Origin of the sequence: Shinella sp. 838 (assembly GCF_029623935.1) — a bacterium.
Classification (GTDB): domain Bacteria; phylum Pseudomonadota; class Alphaproteobacteria; order Rhizobiales; family Rhizobiaceae; genus Shinella.
The window spans coordinates 412,021-437,581 of record NZ_JARSBQ010000002.1 but is presented as its reverse complement, the minus strand read 5'-3'; the positions used below and the strand labels follow the sequence as shown (position 1 = coordinate 437,581).

Annotated in this window: 27 protein-coding genes; 21 read left to right on the top strand and 6 right to left on the bottom strand. The window is 64.3% G+C overall.

Annotated elements, in window-relative coordinates:
* The first annotated feature begins 79 nt into the window (after window positions 1-79).
* The 5 genes from P9A16_RS09770 (at window position 80) to iolB (ending at window position 6,788) form a co-directional block, all read left to right on the top strand.
* Entirely contained in the window at window positions 80-937 is an 858-nt protein-coding gene (locus P9A16_RS09770) for a MurR/RpiR family transcriptional regulator (RefSeq protein WP_023513771.1), read from the top strand.
* A gap of 121 nt (window positions 938-1,058) precedes the next feature.
* The gene (locus P9A16_RS09765) at window positions 1,059-2,993 is read left to right on the top strand and encodes a bifunctional 5-dehydro-2-deoxygluconokinase/5-dehydro-2-deoxyphosphogluconate aldolase (protein ID WP_023513772.1); all 1,935 of its coding nucleotides are present in this window, start codon (window positions 1,059-1,061) and stop codon (window positions 2,991-2,993) included.
* 80 nt (window positions 2,994-3,073) lie between these two features.
* Window positions 3,074-4,924 carry a 3D-(3,5/4)-trihydroxycyclohexane-1,2-dione acylhydrolase (decyclizing) gene (iolD, locus tag P9A16_RS09760; protein ID WP_023513773.1) on the top strand — a complete coding sequence of 617 codons (1,851 nt, stop codon included), beginning with the start codon at window positions 3,074-3,076 and terminating at the stop codon, window positions 4,922-4,924.
* A 116-nt stretch (window positions 4,925-5,040) separates the two neighbouring features.
* Window positions 5,041-5,958: a myo-inosose-2 dehydratase gene (iolE, locus tag P9A16_RS09755; protein ID WP_023513774.1), complete on the top strand. Its 918-nt coding sequence runs from the start codon at window positions 5,041-5,043 to the stop codon at window positions 5,956-5,958.
* Window positions 5,959-5,993: 35 nt separating this feature from the next.
* The gene (gene iolB / locus P9A16_RS09750) at window positions 5,994-6,788 is read left to right on the top strand and encodes a 5-deoxy-glucuronate isomerase (protein WP_023513775.1); all 795 of its coding nucleotides are present in this window, start codon (window positions 5,994-5,996) and stop codon (window positions 6,786-6,788) included.
* A gap of 7 nt (window positions 6,789-6,795) precedes the next feature.
* On the opposite strand, the gene P9A16_RS09745 is transcribed toward iolB, so the two are convergent.
* Window positions 6,796-7,824, bottom strand: coding sequence for an extracellular catalytic domain type 1 short-chain-length polyhydroxyalkanoate depolymerase (locus tag P9A16_RS09745; RefSeq protein ID WP_023513776.1), 1,029 nt, complete (start codon window positions 7,822-7,824; stop codon window positions 6,796-6,798).
* Between the two features lie 229 nt (window positions 7,825-8,053).
* Here P9A16_RS09745 and P9A16_RS09740 point away from each other — a divergent pair, with 229 nt between their 5' ends.
* The 4 genes from P9A16_RS09740 (at window position 8,054) to P9A16_RS09725 (ending at window position 11,554) form a co-directional block, all read left to right on the top strand.
* Window positions 8,054-9,277, top strand: a complete 1,224-nt coding sequence (locus P9A16_RS09740) for an acyl-CoA dehydrogenase (protein ID WP_023513777.1) — start codon at window positions 8,054-8,056, stop codon at window positions 9,275-9,277.
* Between the two features lie 118 nt (window positions 9,278-9,395).
* Entirely contained in the window at window positions 9,396-9,752 is a 357-nt protein-coding gene (locus P9A16_RS09735) for a hypothetical protein (protein WP_024270735.1), read from the top strand.
* Window positions 9,753-9,879: 127 nt separating this feature from the next.
* A complete protein-coding gene (locus tag P9A16_RS09730) occupies window positions 9,880-10,311 on the top strand; it encodes a PilZ domain-containing protein (RefSeq protein ID WP_023512392.1) in 432 nt (143 codons plus the stop codon).
* Between the two features lie 121 nt (window positions 10,312-10,432).
* Window positions 10,433-11,554, top strand: coding sequence for a pyridoxal phosphate-dependent aminotransferase (locus tag P9A16_RS09725; protein WP_023512393.1), 1,122 nt, complete (start codon window positions 10,433-10,435; stop codon window positions 11,552-11,554).
* Window positions 11,555-11,629: 75 nt separating this feature from the next.
* Here the strand turns inward: P9A16_RS09725 and P9A16_RS09720 are convergent, their stop codons facing one another.
* Window positions 11,630-11,899, bottom strand: coding sequence for an SEL1-like repeat protein (locus tag P9A16_RS09720; protein ID WP_024270734.1), 270 nt, complete (start codon window positions 11,897-11,899; stop codon window positions 11,630-11,632).
* A gap of 466 nt (window positions 11,900-12,365) precedes the next feature.
* On the opposite strand from P9A16_RS09720, the gene P9A16_RS09715 reads away from it, so the two are divergent.
* The 7 genes from P9A16_RS09715 to vapC all read left to right on the top strand — a co-directional run bounded on the left by P9A16_RS09715 (window position 12,366) and on the right by vapC (window position 16,181).
* Window positions 12,366-12,704, top strand: coding sequence for a DUF2147 domain-containing protein (locus P9A16_RS09715; RefSeq protein WP_023516591.1), 339 nt, complete (start codon window positions 12,366-12,368; stop codon window positions 12,702-12,704).
* 360 nt (window positions 12,705-13,064) lie between these two features.
* Window positions 13,065-13,229, top strand: a complete 165-nt coding sequence (locus P9A16_RS09710; protein ID WP_023516590.1) for a hypothetical protein — start codon at window positions 13,065-13,067, stop codon at window positions 13,227-13,229.
* Window positions 13,230-13,260: 31 nt separating this feature from the next.
* Window positions 13,261-13,437: a hypothetical protein gene (locus P9A16_RS09705; RefSeq protein WP_023516589.1), complete on the top strand. Its 177-nt coding sequence runs from the start codon at window positions 13,261-13,263 to the stop codon at window positions 13,435-13,437.
* 116 nt (window positions 13,438-13,553) lie between these two features.
* Complete coding sequence (locus tag P9A16_RS09700; protein ID WP_023516588.1) at window positions 13,554-13,874, top strand: YnfA family protein; 321 nt, start codon at window positions 13,554-13,556, stop codon at window positions 13,872-13,874.
* 125 nt (window positions 13,875-13,999) lie between these two features.
* Window positions 14,000-15,502 carry an AMP nucleosidase gene (locus P9A16_RS09695; RefSeq protein WP_023516597.1) on the top strand — a complete coding sequence of 501 codons (1,503 nt, stop codon included), beginning with the start codon at window positions 14,000-14,002 and terminating at the stop codon, window positions 15,500-15,502.
* A gap of 62 nt (window positions 15,503-15,564) precedes the next feature.
* Window positions 15,565-15,795 carry a type II toxin-antitoxin system VapB family antitoxin gene (locus P9A16_RS09690; protein WP_024270733.1) on the top strand — a complete coding sequence of 77 codons (231 nt, stop codon included), beginning with the start codon at window positions 15,565-15,567 and terminating at the stop codon, window positions 15,793-15,795.
* The gene (gene vapC, locus P9A16_RS09685; RefSeq protein ID WP_024270732.1) at window positions 15,792-16,181 is read left to right on the top strand and encodes a type II toxin-antitoxin system VapC family toxin; all 390 of its coding nucleotides are present in this window, start codon (window positions 15,792-15,794) and stop codon (window positions 16,179-16,181) included. The genes P9A16_RS09690 and vapC overlap by 4 nt, the downstream gene beginning before the upstream one ends.
* A gap of 9 nt (window positions 16,182-16,190) precedes the next feature.
* Here the strand turns inward: vapC and P9A16_RS09680 are convergent, their stop codons facing one another.
* Complete coding sequence (locus P9A16_RS09680; protein ID WP_023511892.1) at window positions 16,191-17,564, bottom strand: aspartate aminotransferase family protein; 1,374 nt, start codon at window positions 17,562-17,564, stop codon at window positions 16,191-16,193.
* Between the two features lie 149 nt (window positions 17,565-17,713).
* Here P9A16_RS09680 and P9A16_RS09675 point away from each other — a divergent pair, with 149 nt between their 5' ends.
* The gene (locus P9A16_RS09675) at window positions 17,714-19,072 is read left to right on the top strand and encodes a glutamine synthetase family protein (RefSeq protein ID WP_023511893.1); all 1,359 of its coding nucleotides are present in this window, start codon (window positions 17,714-17,716) and stop codon (window positions 19,070-19,072) included.
* Between the two features lie 165 nt (window positions 19,073-19,237).
* Here P9A16_RS09675 and P9A16_RS09670 read toward each other — a convergent pair whose 3' ends face one another.
* On the bottom strand, window positions 19,238-20,176 hold the full coding sequence (locus tag P9A16_RS09670) for a diacylglycerol/lipid kinase family protein (protein ID WP_023511894.1): 939 nt from the start codon (window positions 20,174-20,176) through the stop codon (window positions 19,238-19,240).
* A 353-nt stretch (window positions 20,177-20,529) separates the two neighbouring features.
* Between P9A16_RS09670 and P9A16_RS09665 the strand changes: the two genes are divergently transcribed.
* Entirely contained in the window at window positions 20,530-21,768 is a 1,239-nt protein-coding gene (locus tag P9A16_RS09665; RefSeq protein WP_023511895.1) for an MFS transporter, read from the top strand.
* Window positions 21,769-21,788: 20 nt separating this feature from the next.
* Here P9A16_RS09665 and P9A16_RS09660 read toward each other — a convergent pair whose 3' ends face one another.
* Window positions 21,789-22,193 (bottom strand): winged helix-turn-helix transcriptional regulator, encoded by a 405-nt coding sequence (locus P9A16_RS09660; protein ID WP_023511896.1) that lies wholly within the window; start codon window positions 22,191-22,193, stop codon window positions 21,789-21,791.
* A 101-nt stretch (window positions 22,194-22,294) separates the two neighbouring features.
* Here P9A16_RS09660 and P9A16_RS09655 point away from each other — a divergent pair, with 101 nt between their 5' ends.
* Together P9A16_RS09655 and P9A16_RS09650 are read left to right on the top strand one after the other, a co-directional pair.
* Window positions 22,295-23,308 carry a zinc-binding alcohol dehydrogenase family protein gene (locus P9A16_RS09655; RefSeq protein WP_023511897.1) on the top strand — a complete coding sequence of 338 codons (1,014 nt, stop codon included), beginning with the start codon at window positions 22,295-22,297 and terminating at the stop codon, window positions 23,306-23,308.
* A 194-nt stretch (window positions 23,309-23,502) separates the two neighbouring features.
* Window positions 23,503-23,919, top strand: a complete 417-nt coding sequence (locus tag P9A16_RS09650) for a DoxX family protein (RefSeq protein WP_023511898.1) — start codon at window positions 23,503-23,505, stop codon at window positions 23,917-23,919.
* Window positions 23,920-24,027: 108 nt separating this feature from the next.
* On the opposite strand, the gene P9A16_RS09645 is transcribed toward P9A16_RS09650, so the two are convergent.
* Window positions 24,028-24,498 carry an Lrp/AsnC family transcriptional regulator gene (locus P9A16_RS09645; protein ID WP_023517247.1) on the bottom strand — a complete coding sequence of 157 codons (471 nt, stop codon included), beginning with the start codon at window positions 24,496-24,498 and terminating at the stop codon, window positions 24,028-24,030.
* Window positions 24,499-24,638: 140 nt separating this feature from the next.
* On the opposite strand from P9A16_RS09645, the gene P9A16_RS09640 reads away from it, so the two are divergent.
* Window positions 24,639-25,547, top strand: coding sequence for a DMT family transporter (locus P9A16_RS09640; protein WP_023517248.1), 909 nt, complete (start codon window positions 24,639-24,641; stop codon window positions 25,545-25,547).
* The last annotated feature ends 14 nt before the right edge of the window (window positions 25,548-25,561 follow it).

Genomic DNA, 25,561 nt, shown 5'->3' with positions numbered 1-25,561 from the left:
AACGAAAACTATCTTTTCCGGAAATATGGAATATTTATTTCGTTTGTCGCAGAATGGCCGCACGAGGGAGGATAGAACCATGAACAGCACCGAAGCGGCCCTTGCGCGTGTACCGCGCGATTTCGACAGCCTGCGCAGCGTCATCATCGAGCGCAAGGTGAGCATGCCCAAGCGCCTGGCGCAGGTGGCGGCCTATGCGCTTTCCAACCCGGACGAGATGGCCTTCGGCACCGCGGCGAGCATCGCGACGGCAGCAGACGTGCAACCTTCCACGCTGGTGCGCCTTGCCCACCATCTCGGCTATGAAGGCTTTTCCGATCTGCAGAACGTCTTTCGCGCCCGGCTGCGCGACCGTACGCTCTCCTACGAGGAGCGCCTGCTCTCCCTCGAGGCGGGGCCGGCATCCAACAGCGACACGGAGCTGCTTTCCGGCTTCCTGACCGCCGCCAGCCAGTCCGTCGCGCGGCTTGCCAGCACCATCGACGGCGAAACCTTTTCGAGATCGGTCGATCTCCTGGCGCGGGCCGAGACGATCTATCTCGTTGCCAAGCGCCGCTCCTATCCGCTGACGGCGCATATCGCCTATGCTCTCGGCAAGCTCGGCATCCGCCATCAGATCATCGCCTCGCCGAACGGCATCGATGCCGAGATGGCGCAGTTCGCTACCGGCAAGGATGCGGTGATCGCCGCGAGCTTCGCCCCCTATGCCGCCGAAAGCCTGACGCAGGCACAGGAACTGGCCGCCCGTGGCGTGCCGATCGTCGCCATCACCGACTCGGTCTTCTCCCCCCTCGCCGCGTCGGCCACCCACTGGTTCGAGGTTTCCGAGGCAGACTATGCCGGCTTCCGTTCGCTCTCGGCCTCCATGGCGCTTGCCATGGCGCTGCCGGTCGCCATTGCCGAGAAGCGGCGCAGCCTCATGCGATCCTCGAAGTGAAATGCTGCAGAATGGAAACGGAATGAATATTCCGAATTGACATAATAATGGAATTCATGTTTCATTTTCTTCACGGACCGCCGCACTCCGAATGACGGCGCCGCGAGACCGGGAGGAAGACATGCCGCACACTGACCGCGACCAGGGCCAGGACAAGACGCTCGACGTCATCACGATCGGCCGCTCGTCCGTCGATCTCTACGGCCAGCAGCTCGGCACGCGCCTGGAGGATACCGCCTCCTTCGCCAAATCCGTCGGCGGCTGCCCTGCCAACATCGCCATCGGCACTGCCCGCCTCGGCCTAAAGTCTGCACTCATCACCCGCGTCGGCGACGAGCAGATGGGCCGCTTCATCCGCGAACAGTCCGCCCGCGAAGGCGTCGATGTCGATGGCATCAAGACCGACAAGGCGCGGCTGACGGCGCTCGTGCTGCTCGCCATCGAGGCCGAAGGCATCTCGCCGATGATCTTCGTGCGCACCGACTGTGCCGACATGGCCCTCGACGAGGGCGACGTCGACGAAGCCTTCGTACGCTCCTCCCGCGCGGTTCTCGTTTCCGGCACGCATTTTTCCCGCCCCAACACCGAGGCTGCCCAGCGCAAGGCGATCCGCATTGCCAAGGCGAGTGGCGGCAAGGTCATCTTCGACATCGACTACCGCCCGAACCTCTGGGGCCTTGCCGGCCATGCAGAAGGCTTCGAGCGCTATGTGAAGTCCGATCGTGTCTCCGCCATCATGAAATCCGTGCTGCCGGATTGCGACCTCATCGTCGGCACCGAGGAAGAGATCATGATCGCGTCGGGCGCCGACGACGTGCTTTCGTCACTGAAAGCCATCCGTGCCGTCTCGGCCGCGACGATCGTGCTGAAGCGCGGCGCCATGGGCTGCATCGTCTATGACGGCCCGATCTCCGACGATCTGGAGGACGGCGTCGTCGGCCAGGGTTTTCCCATCGAGGTCTACAACGTGCTCGGCGCGGGCGATGCCTTCATGTCGGGCTTCCTGCGCGGCTGGCTGAAGGGCGAGGATCACAAGACCTCCGCCACCTGGGCCAATGCCTGCGGTGCCTTTGCCGTCTCGCGCCTGCTCTGCTCGCCGGAATATCCAAGCTGGGATGAGCTGACCTACTTCCTGGAAAACGGCAGCAAACACCGGGCGCTGCGCAAGGACGAGGCGATCAACCACATCCACTGGGCGACCAACCGCAAGCAGGACGACATACCGCTGCTGATGGCGCTTGCCTGCGACCATCGCATGCAGCTCGTCGACGTCGCCGACGAACTCGGCGTGCCGCACGAGAAGATTTCCGAATTCAAGCGCCTGACCGTCCATGCCGCCGCACGGGTCGCCGACGGCCGCCCCGGCTACGGCATGCTGATCGACGAGCGCTTCGGCCGCGACGCCTTCTTCGACGCGGCGACCCAGAACTTCTCGTGGCTCGGCCGGCCGGTGGAACTGCCGGGCTCCAAGCCGCTGCGCTTCGAGTTCAGCCAGGATATCGGCTCGCAGCTCGTCGAATGGCCGCTCGACCATTGCATCAAGTGCCTGTGCTTCTATCATCCCGACGATCCGGCCGCGCTCAAGACGGAACAGCAGGAGAAGCTGCGCACGCTTTTCGAAGCCGCGCGCCGCGTCGGGCGTGAACTGTTGATCGAGATCATCGCGGGCAAGAACGGGCCGCTCAAGGATGATACGGTGTCGAGGGCGATGCAGGAGCTCTACGATCTCGGCATCAAGCCGGACTGGTGGAAGCTGGAGCCGCAGGCGTCCAGCCGCGCCTGGGAGAACATCGAGACCGTCATCGCCGAAAACGACAGCTATTGCCGCGGCATCGTGCTGCTCGGTCTCGAGGCGCCGACGGAAGAGCTGGTGAAGGCCTTCGAGGCGACCAAGGTGGCGCCGGCCGTCAAGGGTTTTGCCGTCGGCCGCACGATCTTCGTCGATGCCGCCCGCGCCTGGATGGCGGGAAAGATCGACGACGAGGCGGCGGTGTCGGATATGGCCGACCGCTTCCGCGCGCTGACCGACGCCTGGCTGCGGACCCGCGGCCTTTAAAGACAGGGCAATCCCGGAAGACCCGAGGCGGTTCGCCCGGTCAGGGATTGCGGCAAGCAAGAGAATTCGGGAGGAACACCATGGCAAAGACGATCCGGCTGACGATGGCGCAGGCCATCGCACATTTCCTGAAGGCGCAGATGACGGTCGTGGACGGCAAGACGGTACCGATCTTCGCCGGCGTCTGGGGCATTTTCGGCCACGGCAACGTCGCCGGCATGGGCGAGGCGCTGTACCAGGTGCGCGAAGACCTGCCGACGCTGCGCGCCCACAACGAACAGGGCATGGCGCATGCCGCGGTCGCCTTCGCCAAGGCGAGCTTCCGCCAGCGCTTCATGGCCTGCACGACCTCGATCGGTCCCGGCGCCCTGAACATGATCACCGCTGCCGGCGTCGCCCATGTCAACCGCCTGCCGGTTCTGTTCCTGCCCGGCGATGTCTTCGCCAACCGCATTCCCGATCCCGTACTCCAGCAGATCGAGAACTTCGGCGACGGCACCGTCTCCGTCAACGACGCCTTCCGCTGCGTCTCGCGCTATTTCGACCGCATCACCCGGCCGGAGCAGATCATCCCCGCGCTGAAGCGCACCATGCAGGTCCTCACCGATCCGGTCGATTGCGGCCCGGTGACGCTTTCGCTCTGCCAGGACGTGCAGGCCGAAGCCTATGACTATCCGACAAGCCTCTTTGCGCAGAAGGTCTGGACGCAGCGCCGGCCGCGCCCGGACAGCGACGAGCTAGCCGCCGCCATCGCCACGCTGCGCAAGGCGGAAAAGCCGCTGATCATCGCCGGGGGCGGTGTGCTCTATTCGCAGGCGACCGCCGAGCTGAAGGCCTTTGCCGGCATGCACGGCATTCCGGTCGCCGTCACCCAGGCTGGCAAGTCGGCGCTGCCGGACGACCATCCGCTCTGCATGGGTTCGGTCGGCGTCACCGGCACCTCGGCCGCCAATGCCTTTGCCGAGGAGGCGGACGTCATCCTCGCCGTCGGCACCCGCATGCAGGACTTCACCACCGGCTCCTGGGCGCTGTTCAAGAACGATGCCGTGACGATGATCGGCCTCAACACCACCGCCTTCGACGCCGCCAAGCACAACAGCCAGCCGCTCGTCGCCGATGCGCGCGAGGGCCTGACGTTGCTCTCCGAGGCGCTCGGCGGCTGGAAGGCCCCGGCAGCGGTGGAGGCGGCCGCAAAATCCCGCAAGGCGGAATGGATGGCCGCCGCCAACCGGGCAACCGCCGCCACCAATGCGGCCCTGCCCTCCGATGCGCAGGTCATCGGCGCGGTGCAGCGGTCGATCGGCGGAGAGAATTCGGTTCTCGTCTGCGCGGCCGGCGGCCTGCCGGGCGAATTGCACAAGCTGTGGCAGGCCGTGAAGCCGGGCGGCTACCACATGGAATACGGCTTCTCCTGCATGGGCTACGAGATTGCCGGCGGCCTCGGCGTCAAGCTGGCGCGGCCGGAGGCCGATGTCGTCGTCATGGTCGGCGACGGCTCCTACATGATGATGAACTCCGAGCTGTCGACCTCCATCATGCTCGGCCAGAAACTGACGATCGTCGTACTCGACAACCGCGGCTATGGCTGCATCAACCGGCTGCAGATGGCGACCGGCGGCGCGAACTTCAACAACCTCCTGAAGGACTCGATGATCGAGATGATGCCGGATATCGACTTCCGGGCGCATGCCGAAAGCATGGGCGCGGTCGCCGTCAAGGTCTCCTCCATCGCCGATCTCGAGACGGCCATCCAGCAAAGCAAGGGCAACGACCGCACCTCCGTCATCGTCATCGACACCGACCCGCTGATCACCACAAAGGACGGCGGCCACTGGTGGGATGTCGCGGTTCCCGAAGTGAGCGCGCGCGACGAGGTCAACACCGCGCGCGAGGCCTATGTGAAGGCGCTCGAAGCCCAGCGGATCGGCTAGGACAGACAACGCTCTCCCTCGCTTCGGTCATCCTCGGGTCAAATCCGGGGATGACCGAAGCGAGGGAGGGAGCAACAAGGACAAGGGAGGCCGTTGCCTCCCGCAAGGAGACGATAATGAAAGCCAAACTCGGCATGTCGCCCATCGCCTGGTGGAACGACGACCTTCCGGAGCTCAGCGACGACGTATCCCTGGAAGAATGCCTGCGGCAGTCGCGCAGCGCCGGCTTCACGGGCATGGAGAAGGGCCGCCGCTTTCCCGAGGACCCGGCCGTCATGCTGCCCATCCTGCGTGCGGCCGACGTGACGCTGTGCGGCGGCTGGTTCTCCGGCACGCTGGTCGACGAGGCGCTTTCGGCCAACAAGGATCGCATCCTGCCGATGATCGACCTGTTCAAGGCGGTCAATGCGCCCTGCATCGTCTATGGCGAAGTCGGCCGCTCCATCCAGGGCGACCGCTCCAAGCCGCTCGCCACCAAGCCAAAACTCTCCGACGACGAGATGAAGGCCTATGGCCGCCGCCTCACCGAATTCGGCGAATGGTGCGCTGACCAGGGCATGCCGCTGTCCTATCACCACCACATGGCCGCCGTCGTCGAGACCGAACCGGAACTCGACGCCTTCATGAAGAATTCGGGCGAAGGCATTCCGCTGCTACTCGATGCCGGCCATCTCGCCTTTGCCGGCGGCGATGTGCTGCGCGCCATCGACAACCACCATGCCCGCATCAACCATGTGCATGTCAAGGACATCCGCCGTTCCGTCGTCGACGGGCTCGACCGCACGAAACAGTCCTTCCTCGATGCTGTGGCGCTGGGCGCCTTCACCGTTCCGGGCGACGGCTCGCTCGATTTCGGCGCCATCGTGCAGCGTTTCGCCGACTATGGCTATGAAGGCTGGTTCGTCGTCGAGGCCGAGCAGGACCCGCGCACGGCACCGCCGCAGAAGATGGCCGAGGTCGGGTATGCGGAATTGATGCGCGTCATGACGGCGGCGGGTTATACCGTGGAGACGGAAGGGTTTCCGAAAGGATAACCCTTCCCCCGATGCCGACTGAAAGGAAGAAGCCCATGTCGACCCTGCTCATCAAACCCGAAGGCTACCATGGCCGCGTCAGCCATGTGACACCCGAAAGCGCCGGCTGGACCTATGTCGGCTTCGACGTGCACCGCATGAAGCCGGGTGAAATCCTGGCCGCCGAGACGGGAAGCCGCGAGGTCTGCCTCGTGTGGATCTCCGGCAAGGGCAAGGCGACGGCGGCGGGCCAGGATTTCGGCATCCTCGGCGAACGCATGAGCCCGTTCGAGGGCGCGCCGCATGCACTCTACATCCCGGCCGATTCCAACTGGTCGGTGACGGCGGAAACGGATCTCGAACTTGCCGTCTGCTCGGCCCCGGGCGGCGGCAACCACAAGGCCAAGGCCATTCCGCCGGGCACGCATCCAAAGGTCAGCCGCGGCAAGGGCTCGAATGTCAGGCATGTCCACAACATCATGCCGGAAGACGACAATTCCGCCCATTCGCTGCTCGTCGTGGAGGTGGTCACGCCGAGCGGCAACACCTCGTCCTACCCCTCGCACAAGCACGACCAGGACAATCTTCCGCACGAAAGCTTCCTGGAGGAAACCTATTACCACCGCCTCAACCCGCCGCAGGGTTTCGCGTTCCAGCGCGTCTATACGGACGACCGTTCGCTCGACGTGGCGATGGCGGTGGAGGATGGCGACGTGACGCTGGTGCCGAAGGGCTACCATCCCTGCGCCACCATCCACGGCTATGACCTCTATTATCTCAACGTGATGGCCGGGCCGAAGCGCGTGTGGAAGTTCCACAACGCCAAGGAGCACGAGTGGCTGCTGGCATAGGCGCCGCCTACCGCTTCCACTTGCGCGTCAGGCCCCAGGCTTTCGCAATCTCCAGCGTCGAGGAAAAGCCGGTTTCCAGCATGAAGGGTTCGATGGCAGCGGCGTAACCGCCGCCCTCGCCGCGCTCCACCGGCGTGCCGTGACCCATGCCGTCGATCTCGTGGAAGGTGACGAGCGGCTTGCCCTCCTTGTCGGGCCAGATGCGCGTGCGACGGCCCTTCATGCGCTTTTCCACGAAGGCCTCCTTCGGCAGGCGGTAGAGGTCGCGCCATTGTTCGACCAGCGCGAGGCCGTTCGACAGCGCAACGGTTTCGTCCGCCGTGCCGTGCCAGATCGAGATGGCCGGCTTGCGCGCCATGCGCGGGGAGACGGCGCGCACCAGATCGCTCCATTCGCGCGGGCTCCTTTCCGGCGCATCGCCCATGGCATCGAAGGCGCGGGTGGCGTCGCGCGCGGCACCGAAGGGCAGCCCGGCGATGATCGCACCGCCGGCAAAGAGCTCGGGATAGTTGGCGAGCATCGCCGCCGTCATCGCGCCGCCGGCGGAAAGACCGGTGATGAAGATGCGCTCCGGATCGCTTGTCGCGCGTTCGGCCGTATGGGCCACCATCTGGCGGATCGACATCAGCTCGCCGCGGTCGCGCGTCACCTCGCTCGGCCGGAACCAGGTGAAACAGAGCCGCGGATTGTTCGCCTCGCGCTGCTGGGCATAGACGACCGAAAAGCCGCGCTCTTCGGCAAGCGACGCCCAGCCGGCTGCCCGATCATAACTTTCGGCATCCTGCCGGCAGCCGTGCAGCACCAGAACCAGCGGTCGGCCGGCCGGAAGCCCCTCCGGAATATGCTCGAACATCAGAAGGCAGCCCGGATTGCTGCCGAAGCCGGTGACTTCAACGAGCCCGGAGGAGCCGGCCGGACGGCGACGGGTGGCGGGCGCCTTGCGCTCCGGACTGCGCTGGAACGGCCAGAACAGGTCACCCAGCCGCGCTTCGGTCGGCAGCAGCCGTTCGACCGATCGCTTGAAGCGGTCCCGCATGCTTGGCCTCTCTTTCGTGGAATTGCTCATCGTCAGGTTACTTGCTCATCCGGCGCGGCAGGATCAAGGCAAAACGGGAAAAATGCGGGGGACGGCTCATTCTCCAGGCTCATGAGGGCATTCATAAATAGCCAAAGCGTTTGCCGATCCGGTTCGTTCCCGGCCTTTCGGAGAGGGGCAAGCTGATGTAGCACTTCTGCAACGACAAAACCGCGACAGGAGGACATCCATGAGCGAGCATCACAGCGCCACCCCACAGCAGGCCCGCGCCAAGATGGCGCCCTTCGACTGGGCAGACCCCTTCCTCCTGGAGGACCAACTCACCGACGAAGAGCGCATGATCCGCGACACGGCCCGCGCCTATTGCCAGGACAAGCTCGCTTCGCGCGTCACCGAAGCCAACCGCCACGAGATCTTCCACCGCGAGATCATGAGCGAGATGGGCGAACTCGGCCTGCTCGGCCCGACGGTTCCGGAAGAATATGGCGGCGTCGGCGCCAACTACGTCTCCTACGGCCTCGTCGCGCGCGAAGTCGAACGCGTCGATTCGGGCTACCGCTCGGCCATGTCCGTGCAGTCCTCGCTCGTCATGCATCCGATCTTCGCCTTTGGCACGGAAGAGACCCGCAAGAAGTACCTGCCGAAGCTCGCCTCCGGCGAATGGGTCGGCTGCTTTGGTCTCACCGAGCCCGACCACGGCTCGGACCCCTCCTCCATGATCACCCGCGCCAAGAAGGTCGATGGCGGTTACCTCATCTCCGGCGCCAAGAACTGGATCACCAATTCGCCGATCGCCGATGTCGCCGTCGTCTGGGCGAAGTCCGACGCGCATGACAACAAGATCAAGGGCTTCGTACTGGAGCGCGGCATGAAGGGCTTCGAGACGCCGAAGATCGAGGGCAAGTTCTCGCTGCGCGCCTCGGCGACGGGCATGATCATGATGCAGGACGTCTTCGTGCCCGAGGAAAACCTGCTGCCCGAGGTCGCCGGCCTTGCCGGTCCCTTCGGTTGCCTCAACCGTGCCCGCTACGGTATCGCCTGGGGCGCCATGGGCGCCGCCGAATTCTGCTGGCATGCCGCGCGCCAGTACACGCTCGACCGCAAGCAGTTCGGCAAGCCGCTCGCCGCCACCCAGCTCATCCAGAAGAAGCTCGCCGACATGGAGACCGAGATCGCTCTCGGCCTGCAGGGCGCGCTTCGCCTCGGCCGCCTCTTCGACGAGCACCGCGCCCCGGCCGAACTCATCTCGCTGATGAAACGCAACAATTGCGGCAAGGCGCTCGACATCGCCCGCGTCGCGCGCGACATGCACGGCGGCAACGGCGTTTCGGACGAATACGGCGTCATCCGCCACGTCATGAACCTCGAGGCGGTCAACACCTACGAGGGCACTCACGACATCCACGCCCTTATCCTCGGCCGTGCCCAGACGGGTCTCCAGGCCTTCCAGTAAGCCATTCCGGCTTTTCCGGCTCCGACGGCCGCTTGCTCGAATGCAAGCGGCCGTCTTCACGTTTTGTCCATCCCGTTTCGGTACACTCGGTCACGAGCCACAGGAGCGGGAGGGAGCCATGCCCCTCGAACACATCCACGACCAGCTTCGCCTGCGCCACCCCAAGCGCAGCTTCGTCCAGTATCGCATCGACAGGCCGGGCTTCGTCACGCCGATCGGCCATCACCTCAGCACGGCGATGCGCTACACCTGCCTCATCCGCAGCATTTCCAGCGCCGGCGCGGTGCTTTCGATCAACAAAGCGCTGACCCTGCCGGAGAACTTCTATCTGGAGATCCACGGCATCCGCGACGAGATCCCCTGCACGGAGTTCAAGCGCGACGGCGAGGAGCTGGTGGTGCGCTTCAACATGTTTCTCGATGCGGATTTTCTCGACCTCGTGCTCGGCCGGACGCCCCAGGACCACGACGCCTGAGCGGCGGCTGTGCCGAAAAGCGGAACACTTAAACTTTTAAGCATTTGTTTTAACGAAACAAAATAATCGCCTGCGACACTCTGCCCGTCTCTGTCGGACATGACGTCCTCTTTGGGAGAAAGCGGCAATGAGTGACGACGCAAAGCAGCGCATAGGCGCAGGCCTCTACGAACGGAAATGGGAACGGTTCGCGGTCAACCGGCAAGGCATGCTGATGACGGTCGGTTTCGACCTGATGGCGCCCAAGACACGCACATGCAAGCTGATCGACATATCGCTCGGCGGCGCGAGTTTTATCGTCAACACGACGATCGGTCTGCCGCTGCACTATTACCTTTCCATCGTCGGTGTCACCTCACGCATCGGCTGCGCGGAAGTCTACCGCAACGACAACCGCATCGGCGTGCAGTTCATCAAGGAGATCGACGAAGAACTCCTGCGCATGATCGTGCGGTCGGATTACTTCACCGGCGGCATTACCGGCCGCCTCAAGCAGCCGGAGCGGCGTTACATGACGGGCGTGGAGAAGAAGGCCGGCATCGGCTCGGCAGCCAACTGAGCGTTTCCCCGCCCCGCATTATTGGCTAGGCTGCCGCCGGGAAACCGATTCCGGCGGCGTGGTCTTGCGGCGCATCGGCAGCGGCCTCCCGCATCCGTGTCGATCGATCCCAGCAGGTCCCATGTCCGCATTCTCCCGCTTCACCGCCCTCGCCCAGTCCCTGCCCGCAACGGTGCCCTTCGTCGGGCCGGAAGCCATCGAGCGCAACCGCGGCCTGGCCGTGCGCGCCCGCATCGGCGCCAACGAGAGCGGCTTCGGCCCGGCACCGTCCGTGCTGGAGGCGATGAGCGCCGCCGCCGGCACCACCTGGATGTATGCCGACCCGGAGAATTTCGAGCTACGGGAGGCGCTTGCCCTGCATCACGGCATTTCGCGCGACAACATCGCCATCGGCGGCGGCATCGACGGGCTGCTCGGCGAGATCGCACGGCTGGTCATCGAGCCGGGCACGCCGGTCGTCACCTCGCTCGGCGGCTATCCCACCTTCAACTATCATGTGAACGGGTTCGGCGGACGGCTCGTCACCGTGCCCTATGTCAACGACCGGGAGGACCTCGACGGCCTGCTCGAAGCCGTGCGGCGGGAAAACGCGCCGCTGGTCTATTTCGCCAATCCGGACAATCCGATGGGAAGCTGGTGGGACGCCGACAGCGTCGTCTCCTTCGCGCGGGCGCTGCCGGAAACGACGCTGCTCATTCTCGACGAAGCCTATGGCGAGACGGCACCGATGGGCACCATTCCGGCGATCAGTGCACTGATCGGCCAGCCGAACATCTTGCGCATGCGCACGTTCTCGAAGGCCTACGGCCTTGCCGGCGCGCGGATCGGCTACGCGATCGGCACGCTCGGCAATGCGCAGGCCTTCGACAAGATCCGAAATCATTTCGGCATGGCCCGGATTTCGATCGAGGCGGCACTCGCCGCGCTGAAGGATCAGGCCTACCTTGCGGACGTCATCGCCCGTATCGCCGCGTCCCGCGAACGCATCTCGCAGATCGCGCGGTCCAGCGGCCTCGCTCCCCTCGCCTCCGCCACCAATTTCGTCACCATCGATTGCGGCCGGGACGGCACCCACGCCCGGGCCATTGTCGATGGTCTGATGGAACATGGCGTCTTCATCCGCATGCCGGGCGTTGCCCCCCTCAACCGATGCATCCGCATCAGCGTCGGGCCGGAAAACGATATGGCGTTGCTTGAGGAAGCGTTGCCACAGGTTTTGAAGCAAATAGCGAACAGTGAATAGCAAATTGGGGCGTTGCCGTTTCCACGGTCTTCTTGACGCTTGCCTATTCGCTGCTCCCTGTTCGCCAGTCGCCTGTCAATGAACCGTCATCCACTCGCGGGCGGCGCGCAGCGCCAGGGCGAGGTCGGTCTTCGTCATCGTCGCGGCAAGGTCGGCGCGCAGCTCCGCGGCGCGTTCGCAACCCTTGATAGCGGCGATGTTGAGCCATTTGTGTGCCTGTACCACATCGACGGCGCAGCCGCGGCCGGTGGCATACATGAGGCCCATGTCGCAGAAGATTTCGGCTCGGTTCTCGCCGCCCGTCATGGCGGCCGTTTCGGTGTTCTGAAAGTCAAAGCGTGCCATTTCGATTGTCCCTGTCTACCTGGTTTTCTGCTCGTATTGTCCTGTTTTACCTGCCCTTTCGGGCCTCTTCCGGCGCCTGCCGTCTTGTGCGGCCTTGGTCTTCCGTCAGAGTTTTGCCGGCGGGTTTTCCCTGCTCGTCTTATGGCTCCACTATGCCGCGGGCCTTTCAAAATGCGCTTAAAATGCATGCTTAATTTGAGACAAACAAAGTCCAAACGCTTGGTAAAATTGGGTTTTCGTTAAACATCGAAAGCGCTGGAAACCACGGCATTTGCTTCAAAATTTACCGATTGTTCAACCGCCGATTTCAACCTTTCGCTAACCACGCAAACCGGTCGGGTTTTTCCAGGGCGCATTTTTCCACACCGCCAGCATCAAAGACCGCGCACGAATCCGCCTTTCCAGCATGTTTACTTTTACGTTCGCGTAAGACACTATTTCCACCGCATTCTGGAGGAGGAAGCACATGAACCTGAAGACATGGATGGCCGCGGCATTGCTCGCCGTTCCCGGCACGGCCCTCGCCGCCGAGCCGATCGAGGGCAACTGGAAGACCGCCAGCGGCGAGACCGCGGCAATTGCCAGATGCGGCGGCAGTTTCTGCATCACATTGAAAACCGGGAAATTCGCCGGCAAGCGCATTGGCAAGCTGGACGGCGCCGGCGTGGACTATTCCGGTTCGATCACCGACCCGGCCGCGGACAAGACCTATAGCGGCTCCGGCGCGGTCAGCGGCAATTCGCTGAAGATGAAGGGCTGCGTCCTGAAGGTGCTCTGCAAGTCGCAGACCTGGTCGCGGCTTTGAACGGACAGGGGTGAAGAAACCGGCCGGCGCCCCGGCGCCGGTGTACCCGCCCGACTGCGGCTCTGTGCAGAGGCCCTCCGCCCTTGCCGCTGCCGATTTGCATTCCCAGATGAAAACAGCGGCCTTTCAGGCCGAACACGGGCTTCAGAACCGCTCGGTGTATGCCAATCGCCTCGCGTGATGGGCGACGGCATTCTGGACATGCGCCGCGCCTGCCGCCGCTCCGCGCGGCCTGCTCCCTCCCCCCTTTTGGCGCGATCACAGCTTTCCTGAACGGGAGATGAACCGACCTCTCAGGGAGCGTTCAGTCCCGCAATGCGACAAGGGCCACACTGAAACATTTCACTGAGGGACGACACCATGGACATCCTCGCACGCCGCCTGACGATCATCACCCTGCTGATGGCCATTTTCGCGATCATGCTCGCCGCCGCTGTCGAAACCGACTACCGCCGCAGCACGCACAACACCACGGGCAAGCTCGTCGCCTGCATGGCGCCGGACATGTGCCGCGCCTCGCTCTGATCCTTTCCCCAAGACGCCGGAACACGCCGCGATGACGACCGCCCTGACCCATACCTGCGCCACGGCCCTGCGCATTCTCGCCCTCTCGGCGATGCTGATCACCCCGGTCGGCGCGCTCGCCTGGAGCAATGCCGGCGGCCTCGGCATCGAAAAACAGGGCGCAGGCCTCGTGCTCTTCGTCACGCTCCAGCGCCAGTCGATGAGCTGAGAATACGCTTTCCCCTTCTGCCGTCCGTGCTAAACCGGTCAGGCCAGCGCATAGCCCTTCGGTAAAAATCCGGGAGCGGGCCGAGCGCAGATCGAACGCCTGCCCCTGGAGCCCGGATGAAATCCCTTCTCGTCTTTTCCCTTGCGGCCCTTGCCGAGATCGCCGGATGTTTCGCCTTCTGGGCGTGGTGGCGGCTCGACAAGTCCATTCTGTGGCTCGTGCCCGGTATGGTCTCGCTCGCGCTTTTCGGCTGGCTGCTGACGCAGGTCGACAGCGCCTTTGCCGGCCGCGCCTATGCGGCCTATGGCGGCGTCTATATCGCCGCCTCGCTCCTCTGGCTCTGGCTTGCCGAGGGGCTTCGCCCCGACCGCTTCGATGCGGCGGGCGCGGCGCTGGCGCTGGTCGGTGCCGGCATCATTCTGGCAGCCCCGCGCTAGGACCGATCGACATTCAGCCCGTACCGGCCTGCAAACGGCACGGGTTGAATGTCGATCGGTCCTGAGGCTTGCGGGCGCGCTGAAGTTGTCGTTTGCTTGTCAAACAACAACACTTATAGTGATTCATGAGCAAACGAATCTTCTCCCCCAGGCCCCTTTCCTTCGCAACGCCCGAGCCCTATGAGCCCCGTTCCTTCGAGGATCCGGTGGCCGCGGTCGATGCCCTTCAGGCCCTTTACGACCGCAACACGACCTTTCTGACGAATGCCTTCGTCTCGCTCGGCAAGAACGGTACGCCCGACAAGCGGTTCCGCGCCTGCTACCCGCAGGTCTCCATCGAGACGACCAGCTTCGGCCATGTCGATTCCCGGCTCTCATACGGCTATGTCGCCTCGCCCGGCGTCTACACGACCACCATCACCCGTCCGAAGCTCTTCCGGCACTATCTCAAGGAACAGCTCGGCCTCCTGATGCGCAACCACGGCGTTCGCGTCGTGGTATCGGAATCGACGACGCCGATCCCGCTGCATTTCGCCTTCGGCGAAGGTGCCTATGTCGAGGCGGAGATCGCCGAGGGCATCGAGCTGCCATTGCGTGATCTCTTCGACGCGCCGGACCTCACCACCACCGACGACGAAATCGCCAACGGCGCCTATGAGCCCGGTCCCGGCGAGCCCTCGCCGCTCGGGCCGTTCACCGCGCAGCGCATCGATTATTCGCTCGCCCGTCTCAGCCACTATACGGCGACGAGCGCCAACCATTTCCAGAACTTCGTGCTCTTCACGAACTACCAGTTCTATGTCGACGAGTTCTGCGCCTGGGCACGCCTGCAGATGGCCGAAGGTGGCAACGGCTACACGGCCTTCGTCGAGCCCGGCAACATCGTCACGCCCGCCGGCGCCGACAAGCCGGAGACCGATCTGACGCTCGCCCGCCTGCCGCAGATGCCGGCCTACCATATCAAGAAGAAGGGCCATGGCGGCATCACGCTCGTCAATATCGGCGTCGGCCCCTCCAATGCCAAGACGATCACAGATCACATCGCCGTGCTGCGTCCGCATGCCTGGCTGATGCTCGGCCATTGCGCAGGCCTCAGGAACAGCCAAACGCTCGGCGACTACGTGCTCGCCCATGCCTATGTGCGCGAGGACCACGTTCTCGACGACGACCTGCCGGTCTGGGTGCCGATCCCGGCGCTGGCGGAGGTGCAGGTTGCGCTGGAAAGCGCCGTGGAAGAGGTGACGGGCCTTGAGGGCTATGACCTCAAGCGCATCATGCGCACCGGCACCGTGGCGACGATCGACAACCGCAACTGGGAACTGCGCGACCAGCGCGGCCCCGTCAAACGCCTCTCCCAGTCCCGCGCCATCGCGCTCGACATGGAATCCGCGACCATCGCCGCCAACGGCTTCCGCTTCCGCGTGCCCTACGGCACCCTGCTCTGCGTGTCCGACAAGCCGCTGCACGGCGAACTGAAGTTGCCCGGCATGGCGACGGCATTTTACCGGACGCAGGTGAACCAGCATCTGCGGATCGGCATCCGGGCGCTGGAGAAGCTCGCAGGCATGCCGACGGAGAAGCTGCATTCACGCAAGCTCAGGAGCTTCTTCGAGACGGCGTTTCAGTGACGTTGTTGTGAGCAGTCGCGCCTTGGTGTAGAATCACCCCTCCTCATGCACACGAGGTCAGCATGCGCACGAACATCGAACTTGATGACGACTTGATCGCCAAGGCGATGGAGCTCTCTGGTTTGCCGACGAAAAAGGCGACCGTCGAGCTGGCGCTTCGCCAGTTCGTTGAAAACGGCTACCGAAGGCAAGCATTGGATGAGCTGTGGGGAATCGGGTGGGAAGGCGACCTCGACGCGATGCGAACCGATATCGATCCTTCTGAGGACTTCGGTAAAGACGCGGCGCAATGATCATTGCCGATAGTTCGGTCTGGATTGCGGCTATCCGTGGAATCCTGACGCCCGAAACCGCGCGGCTAAAAATCTTGTCTGCCGGTTCCGATATCATCATGGGTGACGTCATTCTTCTGGAGGTTCTCCGAGGAGCAGAGAACGACCGACATGCCGCAAACATTCAGAAGAGACTGGCGCGGTTCACGGTCGTACCGATGCTCTCTCCGGAGATAGCGGTCAAAGCCGCGCGCAATTACCGCAAACTGCGCTCAAAAGGCATCACCATCCGCAAGACCGCCGATCTCATCATCGGCACCTATTGCATGGAGCATGGCCACAGCCTGCTCCATGCCGACAGGGATTTTAATCCGATGGCCGAGCATCTCGGCCTTCGGACCGCGTGATGAGGCCGATCAGGCCGTCATCACCTTCCAGGCGTGCTCCAGTCCCTTGCGGGTGATGTCGATCATCTGGTCGACTTCCGCATGGGTGATGACGAGCGGCGGGGAGAAGAGCATGCGGTCGCCGGTGGCGCGCAGCACCAGGCCGTTTTCCAGGCAATGGTTGCGCACGGTGACGCCGGCCTTTTCCTTGTCCTCGAAGCGCTTGCGGCTCGATTTATCCTCGGCAAGCTGGACGGCGGCCATCAGGCCGACCTGCTGGACCTGGCCGACAATCGGCAGGTCTTCGAGCGACTTGAGACCCGCAGCGAGATAGGGGCCGATGTCGTCGTGAACGCGCTCGACGAGCTTCTCATCCTCGATGATGCGCAGGTTTTCCAGCGCCGCGGCCGCACAGACAGGGTGGCCGGAATAGGTGAAGCCGTGGTTGAAATCGCCGACTTCTTCGACCAGCACGTTGCCGACGCGGTCGGACACCATGACGCCGCCGATCGGCAGGTAGCCGGAGGACAGGCCCTTGGCGATGGGCGCAAGGTCAGGCTCGACGCCGAAATGCTGATGGCCGAACCAGTGGCCGGTGCGGCCGAAGCCGCAGATCACTTCGTCGGTCACGAGAAGGATGTTGCGCGCCTTGCAGATGCGAGCGATTTCCGGCCAGTAGGTGGCCGGCGGCACGATGACGCCACCCGCGCCCTGGATCGGCTCGGCGATAAAGGCGGCAACGTTGTCCTCACCGAGCTCGTCGATCTTCTCTTCGAGCTGGCGGGCTACCTTCAGGCCGAACTCGTCCGAGGTGAGATCGCCACCCTCGGCATACCAGAAAGGCTGGTCGATATGGTGGATGCCCTCGATCGGCAGGTCACCCTGCTCATGCATCCATTTCATGCCGCCGAGCGACGCGCCGGCAACCGTCGAGCCGTGATAGCCGTTCTTGCGGGCGATGATCGCCTTCTTGGTCGGCTTGCCCATGGCGCCCCAGTAGACGCGGGCCATGCGGAACCACGTATCGTTGGCCTCCGAACCGGAGCCGGTGAAGAAGACACGGTTGATGTTCGGGCCGGCATGCGACGTGATCTTCTGGGCGAGCAGCACGGCCGGCGGCGTCGTGGTGCCGAAGAAGGTGTTGTAATAGGGCAGCTCGTTCATCTGGCGCACGACGGCGTCCGCGATTTCCTTGCGGCCATAGCCGATGTTGACGCACCAGAGGCCGGCAAAGCCGTCGAGATAGCGCTTGCCGTGGTTGTCGAAGATGTAGCAGCCCTCGCCTCGTTCGATGATGCGGGTGCCGGTCGCGTTCAGCTTCTTCATGTCCGAGAAGGGGTGAAGATGATGGGCGGCGTCGAGGGCTCCGAGGTTGGAAACGGCTGCTGCACTGCTGTTCGACATTTGACTACATCCTTGGGGGTAGATCCCGCCTTATTGAACGGCGGGACAGAATGGGTTACGAAAATGCCCATACAACAGGCATTTGGCAAGAGATCGAGCGAAAGCAAATTTTCTTGTCCATGCTTCCCGCCAAACCAAAAGCAGGCACCATGACAAACCACAAGACGGCAGCCGGTTCGCCGCCCGCCAATGCCCCGCCCCGTATCGAAATCCTCCTCGTCGGCATGAACGGGGACCTCCGCGGCAAGCAGGTTCCGCCCGAAGGCGAGAAGAAAATCTGGGATGGTTCGGTGCGCCTGCCCTCCTCCACCCAGTCGCTCGACATCTGGGGCGACGACAATGACGACATCACGGGCCTCTCGCTTTCCGTCGGCGATCCCGATGGCGTGTGCATTCCCGACCGCCGTTCGCTGACCGCCATGCCCTGGGCGCCCGAGGGATCGCGCCAGGTGCTCGCCACCATGCACGAATTCGACGGCACGCCCACCTTCATGGACCCGCGCGCCATTCTCGCCCGCATGCTGAAGCGGTTCGAAGACAGGGGGTTGACGCCCGTCGTCGCGACGGAACTGGAGTTCTACCTGGTCGAGGACGATTTTCGCGTGACCGGCAAGCCGCGTCCGCCGGCGGCGTTGATGTACCGCGACGAGCCGAACGGTTTCCAGCTCTACGACATGCGGGCGACGGACGCGCTCGACGACTATCTCCAGACCGTGCGGGCCTGGGCGAAGGAAATGGACCTGCCGGCGGATGCGACGACGGCGGAGTTCGGCCCCGGCCAGTTCGAGATCAATCTCCTGCACCGGCCGGACGCGCTCGCCGCCGCCGACGACTGCATCTACTTGAAGCGCATTGCCGAACAGGCTGCACGCCGCTTCGGTCTCAAGTCCACCTGCATGGCAAAACCCTATGCCGACCAGGCAGGCTCGGGCCTGCATGTGCATTGCAGCGTCATCGACAAGGACGGCAAGAACATTCTGGATGCCAAGGGCGGCGATCCGGTGAAGCTGAAATCGGTTTGCGCCGGCATGTTGCAGACGATGCGCGATGCGCAGCTCGTCTTCGCGCCCTTCGCCAATTCCTACCGCCGCTTCCAGCCGGGTTCGTTCGCACCGGTCGATCTGACCTGGGGTTTCGGCCACCGCGGCACCGCCATCCGCATTCCGGACAAGGATGGTCCGGCGGCGCGCGTCGAGCATCGCGTGGCGGGCGCGGATGTGAACCCCTACCTGCTGCTGACCGCGATCCTCGGCGGCATCCTGCTCGGGCTCGACGAGACGCTCGATCCGGGTCCGGTAACCGAGCCGGGCAAGGACGCGCCGGACGCCAAGCGCCTGACGCACGACTTCCTGACGGCGGTCGAGGAGTTCTCCGCTTCGCCCTTCATCAAGGACGCGTTCGGGGCGGAGTACCAGAAGCTCTACGGCGACACGAAGCGCAAGGAGGCGATCGTCTACCTGCGCACGGTGTCGGATTTCGACTACCAGACCTATCTGCCGCGGATTTAGCGATCCACCCCTCATCCGGCCTGCCGGCCACCTTCCCCCAGCAAGCGGGGCAAGGGATAGGCCGATCCGCTTTCCTCAACCAGCAGCCCGCCCGTGGGGCAAGTCCCCTCTCCCCGCCTGCGGGGAGAGGGTTAGGGTGAAGGGCAAACGCCGCGCATCCCGCGCTCAGGCCGCCGCCGGCTCCGTCGTGGCCATGGCCTTCGCCTGGATTTTCGGCACCATCACCTTCAACTCGCCCGGATGCAGCCGGATCGAGACGTCGCGGTCCATCGGCAGCAGCTCGCCGTCGATGACGCAGTTGATCGCCCGGTCGACCTTCGGAAAATGCAGGTCGACGGCCGTGCCGGTCATTTCGGTAACGTCGGCATTTTCCCGCAGTTTTCCGCGCAGGATATCGAGGGCGAGCTTGGCCACGCCCGCCGGCTTCAGCGGCTTCGTCGTGTAGAAACCGAGATGGCCGCCGGTGAGGTCCTCGGCATAGAGCAGGCCGTTTTCGCCAAACCGGTTGTTCGACACATTGATGGCGGAGACCATGCGATGCTCCTCGACGCCGTCGACATTGAACTCTACCTCGAATTCCGGCGGATCGAAGATGACGCCGACGGCCGCCCGGGTGTTGGCCGCGATCTTGCCCATGCGCGAGCGGTAGGTCATGGCATTGCGCAGGCGCACCATGCGGGCGTGCAGGCCGGCGGAAAACTGGTGCACGAAGGCCCGGTCGTCCGCCGTGCCGATGTCGGCCGCCGCGATGTCGCCGTCCGCCAGCGCGTCGATCGCCTGCCAGATGTCGAGCGGAATGTTCAGCGAGCGGGCAAAGAGGTTCATGGTGCCGGCAGGGACGATGCCGAGCGGCATCCTGCTCTGCCAGGCAAGCCCGGCCGCGGCTGAGACCGTGCCATCGCCGCCGCCGGCCAGCATGGCGTCGAGATCCGTCCGGTCGGAACAACGACGCAGCGCCATTTCGATATCGGCCCCTTCGACGATATCGCAGTCGAGGTGGTGCCCTGCCTCGTAGAAAACCCTCTCCGCGTGGCGGGCAAAGGCCTCCATGTCGGTGGTGCGGAACGTCCCCCCGTCCCTGTTGAATATCGCCTGTACTCTCATTCGCATACTCCGCGTCTAGGCCGAGAACGCCTGAAGGGTGATGATCGATCCATTAGATAAGAGAGAAAGCGGCGATTAACAGGCGCCCATGAAATACGGCGCAAGAATTCGTGCGCGCCGGCCCCGCGGCCAAATGCGGGATGGGTGAAAAATCGCAGTAGGCAGAGCGCCCTTCTTTGATATATTGCCGCCCGGTCGCCTGCGTCGGGAGTACGCATGCTGGCCGCATTGTACCTTCCCCATCGTGGCCTTTCCGGCCGGACCATACCGCATCAGCAGCCAGGAGGAGTGGCCGCCCGTGCAGGGTCTGTCGCCGATTGTCCGCGTGTGGACCATTCCTGCGGAGCCATCCCGTGTCCGAACATGCCTTGCCCCATGCCGCCCTCTCCTCCGGGCAGCCGCCGCTTTCGGCGCTCACCGTCACCCTGATCATCCTGGCGCTCGCCGTCGGCAGTTTTGGCATCGGCACCGGCGAATTCGCCATCATGGGCCTCTTGCCGGACGTCGGCACCACTTTCGGCGTGACGACGGCCGAGGCCGGCTATGTCATCAGCGCCTATGCCCTCGGTGTGGTGGTCGGTGCCCCGATCATCGCGGTCGTCGGCGCCCGGTTCCGCCGGCGCGACCTGCTCCTCGTGCTGATGGGCCTCTTTGCCGCCGGCAACCTCGCCAGCGCGGTCGCGCCCACCTTCGAAAGCTTCATCCTCTTCCGGTTCCTCTCCGGCCTGCCGCACGGCGCTTACTTCGGTGTCGCCGCGCTCGTCGCCGCCTCCATGGTGCCGGTCAACAAGCGCACGCAGGCGGTCGGCAAGGTCATGCTGGGCCTCACCGTCGCCACGCTGATCGGCACGCCGCTCGCCGCCTTCTTCGGCCAGCTGTTCGACTGGCAGTTCATGTTCGTCGCTGTCGGCATCACCGGCCTGCTGACGGTCGCACTCATCGCCGTCTTCCTGCCGCGCGACAGCGTGCCGAAGGGCATCAATGCCCTCACCGAACTCGGCGCGCTGAAACGCAAGCAGGTCTGGCTGACGCTCGGCATCGCCGCCAGCGGCTTCTGCGGCATGTTCGCCGTCTTCTCCTATATCTCGCCGATCGTTACCGAGGTCGCCGGGCTCCATGTCGGCATGGTACCGGTCATCATGGCGATCTTCGGCTGCGGCATGATCGTCGGCAACATCTTCGGCGCCAAGCTCGCCGACCTCTCGCTGATGCGCACCATCGGCTGGTCGCTGGTGCTCTATTTCTTCGTGCTGATCAGCCTGTCGCTGACGGCGGCAAACCCGATCCTGCTCGGTATCTGCTGTTTCCTCATCGGCTGCAGCTTCGTCGTCGGCCCGGCGCTCCAGACGCGGCTGATGGACGTGGCCGGCGATGCGCAGACGCTCGCCGCCGCCCTCAACCACTCGGCCTTCAACGTCGCCAACGCGCTGGGCGCACTCTTCGGCGGCATGGCGATCAGCGCCGGCTACGGCTACGGCTCGATGGGCTTTGTGGGGGCGGCAACCGCCGTCGTCGGCTTCGGTGTCTTCCTCGTCTCCCTGACGCTCGAAAAGACCGAGCGCGCGACAACGCCGGCCTGCCCGGCCGAGTGATCCGCCTAAGGCTCAACCGATCAGACGGCGTCCTCTTCGGGGGGCGCCGTTTTCGTTTCATGGGACAGGCGGATGACCGTCTGTCCATCTTCACGGGTGACGTTTTTCGACCCCCAGGCGGCGAGCGCGCTGATCACCGGCTCCAGGCTGCGGCCCGCGGCCGTCAGCTCATAATCGACACGGGGCGGCACGACGGGAAACACGGTGCGCGACAGGATGCCCGCATCCTCCAGCTCGCGCAGCTGCTTCGTCAGCATGCGCTGCGTGACGCTCGGCAATTTGCGGCGCAGTTCGTTGAAGCGCAGCTTTCCCTCCAGCAGATGAAACAGGATCACGCCCTTCCATTTGCCGTCGAGGAAACACAGCGTCGATTCCACCGGGCAGCCCGGGAAATCCTTCGTGAGCTTGGCGCGCGGGCGAGACATTCACGGTATCCTTTTCGACACTATGGGCATTAAATGTGCATTCTTGCGGATGGTGAGATTACTCTGCATCTAGGCTCCATTCAACGCGAAAGGAGACCCAGATGCGCGCCATCGCCTACCAGACCTCGCAGGAAATCACCTCCGAAACGGCCCTCGTCGATATCGAGCAACCCGTGCCCGAGCCGAAAGGCCGCGACCTGCTGGTCGAGATCAAGGCCGTCTCCGTCAACCCGGTCGACACCAAGCTTCGCCGCAACGCCGCGCCGGCCGGCGGCGCATGGCGCGTGCTCGGCTTCGATGCGGCCGGCATCGTCAGGGCCGTCGGGCCGGAGGTCACGCTGTTCAAGGCGGGCGACGCCGTCTTCTATGCCGGCGCCATCGACCGGCCCGGCACGAATTCGGAGTTTCACCTGGTGGACGAGCGCATCGTCGGCAGCAAGCCCGCCTCGCTCGATTTCGCCGCCACAGCCGCGCTGCCGCTGACGGCGATCACCGCCTGGGAAATGCTGTTCGACCGGCTGAAGGTTCGCGATGCCGTGCCGGGTGCGGCAAACGCCATCCTCATCATCGGCGGTGCCGGCGGCGTCGGCTCGATCGCCGTGCAGCTCGCCCGAACCCTGACGGACCTTACCGTCATCGCAACGGCCTCGCGGCCCGAAACGGCGGATTGGGTCAAGAGCCTCGGCGCGCACCATATCGTCGACCACAGCAAGCCGCTCGCGGCCGAGGTCGCGGCGCTGGGCATCGGCGCACCGGCCTTCATCTTCTCGACGACCAATTCGGTGGACCATCTGGCGGAGATCGCCGAGGCCATCGCGCCGCAGGGCCGCTTCGGCCTCATCGACGATCCGAAGGCGCTGGATGTGCTGCCCCTCAAGCGCAAGTCCGTTTCGACGCATTGGGAGATGATGTTCACCCGCTCGCTCCTCCAGACGTCGGACATGATCGAACAGCACGAGCTGCTGAACGCGGTCGCCCGTCTTGTTGACGACGGAAAAATCCGCACGACGCTGGCCGAGGTCGTCGGTCCGATCAATGCCGAAAACCTCAGGAAGGCCCATGCGATGATCGAAAGCGGGCGCACGCGCGGCAAGCTGGTGCTCGACGGCTTTTGAGCCTGCGCGCGCCCTTCGTCGCCCCCAAAAAATGGGCGGCGAAGGGTGTTACCGGGGTGACACGACCGCACCCGAACTCTGATAGACATAGGCCATCGCAGCACGCCGGACACGGACAGAACAACCGGCGGGCGGCAGGCGGGGACAGCCTGAAAGACGCCCCGCGGGTCCATGTCATCTATCGGAGACTATCCATGTCCGCCCTCGTCGAAAACATCACAGGCAGCCGCGTCTTCGGCTTCCTCGCCCGCACGATCCTCACCTCGATGTTCTGGCTCTCCGGCATCGCGAAACTGGCGGATTTCAACGCCGGCGTCGCCGAGATGGCGCATTTCGGCCTGGAGCCGGCGACGGGTTTCAACATCGCCGTCGCCATCACCCAGCTTGTCGGCTCGGCGCTGATCATCGCCAACCGCTGGACCTGGCTCGGCGCCGGCATGCTTGCCGTCTTCACGGCGCTGACCATCCCGATCGCGCATAATTTCTGGACCATGCAGGAGCCGATCCGCACGATCGAATTCTACGTGGTGATGGAGCACATCACCGTCATCGGCGCGCTCATGGTCGTCGCCTGGAAATCCGCGAAAGCGCCTGTCGCCTCTGCGCATTGACGACAGGTCGGACGTCGCCCCTCTCTCCGGGGGTGGCGTCCCCGGACGGCCCCGCCTCTCCGGCCGTCCCAACCGCCCCGACGCCTCTCGTCGGGGCGGTTTTCCGCGTCAGAGCGACGGGAGCTTCAGGGGGCCGCCGGTCTTGATGCTGCGGATCGCGAAATTGGAGCGGATGTCGGTGACGCCGGGCATGGCGAGCAGCGTCTCGGTCAGGAGCCGCTCGTAGGCCGAGAGGTCCTCGACCACCACCTCCGCCAGGAAATCGGCATTGCCGGAAATCAGGAAGCAGGACACCACTTCCGGAATGGCGAGCAGCGCCTCCTGCTGGGCCATGGCGTTTTCCTTGCTGTGCCGCCCCACCTTGATCTCGACGAAGACGGTGAGGCCGAGGCCGACCTCCTTGCGGTCGATATCGGCGCGGTAGCCGCGCAGCACGCCGGATTTTTCCAGGTTGCGGATGCGGCGCAGGCATGGCGACGGCGAGAGGTTCACACGCTCGGCGATCTCCACATTCGTCGCGCGCGCATCCTCCTGAAGCACCTTCAGGATGGCGATATCGAATTTATCGAGATTTGGCATTTTCCGAAACTTTCCCCGCCAATTTTGGCATGATCCTGCGCATTCTACATTCCAAGAGGCATAACTCGCAAGGACATGCCTCGGCCTCCGGCGCTAGAGTCTCACCATGAATTGCGCCAACGCCGGGAAGGAACGTCGCCATGGCCATGATCTCGCTTTCGTCCGAAGGGAAATCCAATCCGCAGGTCGCCGGTTATGCCGGCGCGGTCGTCACGGTGCTGATCTGGGCGACCTGGGTGCTGGCGACGCGCCACACCGCGGCAACGCCGCTCGGCACCATCGATATCGGCCTCATTCGCTACGGCGTGCCGGCCATCCTGCTGGCGCCGATCTGGCTGAAGACCGGGCTCTTGCCGAAGGGCGTGCCGCTGAAACTCGTCGTCGTCATGGTGGCGGGGGCCGGCGCGCTGTTCTTCCAGGTCACGGCCGCGGCCCTGCATGTGACGCCCGCCGCACCCGGCGGCATCCTGCTCGGCGGCTCCATGCCGCTGGCCACCGCTGTCATCGGCATCGTGCTGTTCGGCGAGCGGCCGGATCGCATGCGCCTTGCCGGCCTTGCAGCCATCGTCGCGGGCGTCGTCATCCTGCTCGCCGCCAGCCTGCAGAAGAGCGGCATGACGATGACCGGCTTCCTGCTCCTGCCGCTCGGTGCCGTGCTGTGGGCCGGCTTCACCCATGCCTTCCGCCGCTCGGGGCTGAGCGCGCTGGAAGGGGCTGCCCTCATCGCCGTCTGGTCGTTCCTGATCCATCTCGTGCTCGCCGCCATCTATGGCACGCATCTCGGCCAGGCCTCGCTGTCCGACCTCGCCCTTCAGGTCACCAGCCAGGGCATCCTCTCCGGCCTCATCGCTACCTTCGCCTATGGCACCGCCATCCGCGCGCTCGGCGGCAGTCAGGCCGCCGCCTTCACCGCCATCACGCCGGTGCTGGCGACACTCGGCGGCGCGGTTTTTCTCGGTGAAAGCTTTGGTGCGGCGGAAATCACCGCGGCGCTGGTCGTCGGCGCGGGCGTGGTGCTTTCGACCGGATTGTTCTCGCGCAAGCACTAAGATCCAAACAAAAG

Bases quoted from the DNA above. Each gene is read 5' to 3' on its own strand.
- P9A16_RS09770 (WP_023513771.1), top strand. From the start codon at position 80: ATGAACAGCACCGAAGCGGCCCTTGCGCGTGTACCGCGCGATTTCGAC.
- P9A16_RS09765 (WP_023513772.1), top strand. From the start codon at position 1,059: ATGCCGCACACTGACCGCGACCAGGGCCAGGACAAGACGCTCGACGTC.
- iolD (WP_023513773.1), top strand. From the start codon at position 3,074: ATGGCAAAGACGATCCGGCTGACGATGGCGCAGGCCATCGCACATTTC.
- iolE (WP_023513774.1), top strand. From the start codon at position 5,041: ATGAAAGCCAAACTCGGCATGTCGCCCATCGCCTGGTGGAACGACGAC.
- iolB (WP_023513775.1), top strand. From the start codon at position 5,994: ATGTCGACCCTGCTCATCAAACCCGAAGGCTACCATGGCCGCGTCAGC.
- P9A16_RS09745 (WP_023513776.1), bottom strand. From the start codon at position 7,824: ATGCGGGACCGCTTCAAGCGATCGGTCGAACGGCTGCTGCCGACCGAA.
- P9A16_RS09740 (WP_023513777.1), top strand. From the start codon at position 8,054: ATGAGCGAGCATCACAGCGCCACCCCACAGCAGGCCCGCGCCAAGATG.
- P9A16_RS09735 (WP_024270735.1), top strand. From the start codon at position 9,396: ATGCCCCTCGAACACATCCACGACCAGCTTCGCCTGCGCCACCCCAAG.
- P9A16_RS09730 (WP_023512392.1), top strand. From the start codon at position 9,880: ATGAGTGACGACGCAAAGCAGCGCATAGGCGCAGGCCTCTACGAACGG.
- P9A16_RS09725 (WP_023512393.1), top strand. From the start codon at position 10,433: ATGTCCGCATTCTCCCGCTTCACCGCCCTCGCCCAGTCCCTGCCCGCA.
- P9A16_RS09720 (WP_024270734.1), bottom strand. From the start codon at position 11,899: ATGGCACGCTTTGACTTTCAGAACACCGAAACGGCCGCCATGACGGGC.
- P9A16_RS09715 (WP_023516591.1), top strand. From the start codon at position 12,366: ATGAACCTGAAGACATGGATGGCCGCGGCATTGCTCGCCGTTCCCGGC.
- P9A16_RS09710 (WP_023516590.1), top strand. From the start codon at position 13,065: ATGGACATCCTCGCACGCCGCCTGACGATCATCACCCTGCTGATGGCC.
- P9A16_RS09705 (WP_023516589.1), top strand. From the start codon at position 13,261: ATGACGACCGCCCTGACCCATACCTGCGCCACGGCCCTGCGCATTCTC.
- P9A16_RS09700 (WP_023516588.1), top strand. From the start codon at position 13,554: ATGAAATCCCTTCTCGTCTTTTCCCTTGCGGCCCTTGCCGAGATCGCC.
- P9A16_RS09695 (WP_023516597.1), top strand. From the start codon at position 14,000: ATGAGCAAACGAATCTTCTCCCCCAGGCCCCTTTCCTTCGCAACGCCC.
- P9A16_RS09690 (WP_024270733.1), top strand. From the start codon at position 15,565: ATGCGCACGAACATCGAACTTGATGACGACTTGATCGCCAAGGCGATG.
- vapC (WP_024270732.1), top strand. From the start codon at position 15,792: ATGATCATTGCCGATAGTTCGGTCTGGATTGCGGCTATCCGTGGAATC.
- P9A16_RS09680 (WP_023511892.1), bottom strand. From the start codon at position 17,564: ATGTCGAACAGCAGTGCAGCAGCCGTTTCCAACCTCGGAGCCCTCGAC.
- P9A16_RS09675 (WP_023511893.1), top strand. From the start codon at position 17,714: ATGACAAACCACAAGACGGCAGCCGGTTCGCCGCCCGCCAATGCCCCG.
- P9A16_RS09670 (WP_023511894.1), bottom strand. From the start codon at position 20,176: ATGAGAGTACAGGCGATATTCAACAGGGACGGGGGGACGTTCCGCACC.
- P9A16_RS09660 (WP_023511896.1), bottom strand. From the start codon at position 22,193: ATGTCTCGCCCGCGCGCCAAGCTCACGAAGGATTTCCCGGGCTGCCCG.
- P9A16_RS09655 (WP_023511897.1), top strand. From the start codon at position 22,295: ATGCGCGCCATCGCCTACCAGACCTCGCAGGAAATCACCTCCGAAACG.
- P9A16_RS09650 (WP_023511898.1), top strand. From the start codon at position 23,503: ATGTCCGCCCTCGTCGAAAACATCACAGGCAGCCGCGTCTTCGGCTTC.
- P9A16_RS09645 (WP_023517247.1), bottom strand. From the start codon at position 24,498: ATGCCAAATCTCGATAAATTCGATATCGCCATCCTGAAGGTGCTTCAG.
- P9A16_RS09640 (WP_023517248.1), top strand. From the start codon at position 24,639: ATGGCCATGATCTCGCTTTCGTCCGAAGGGAAATCCAATCCGCAGGTC.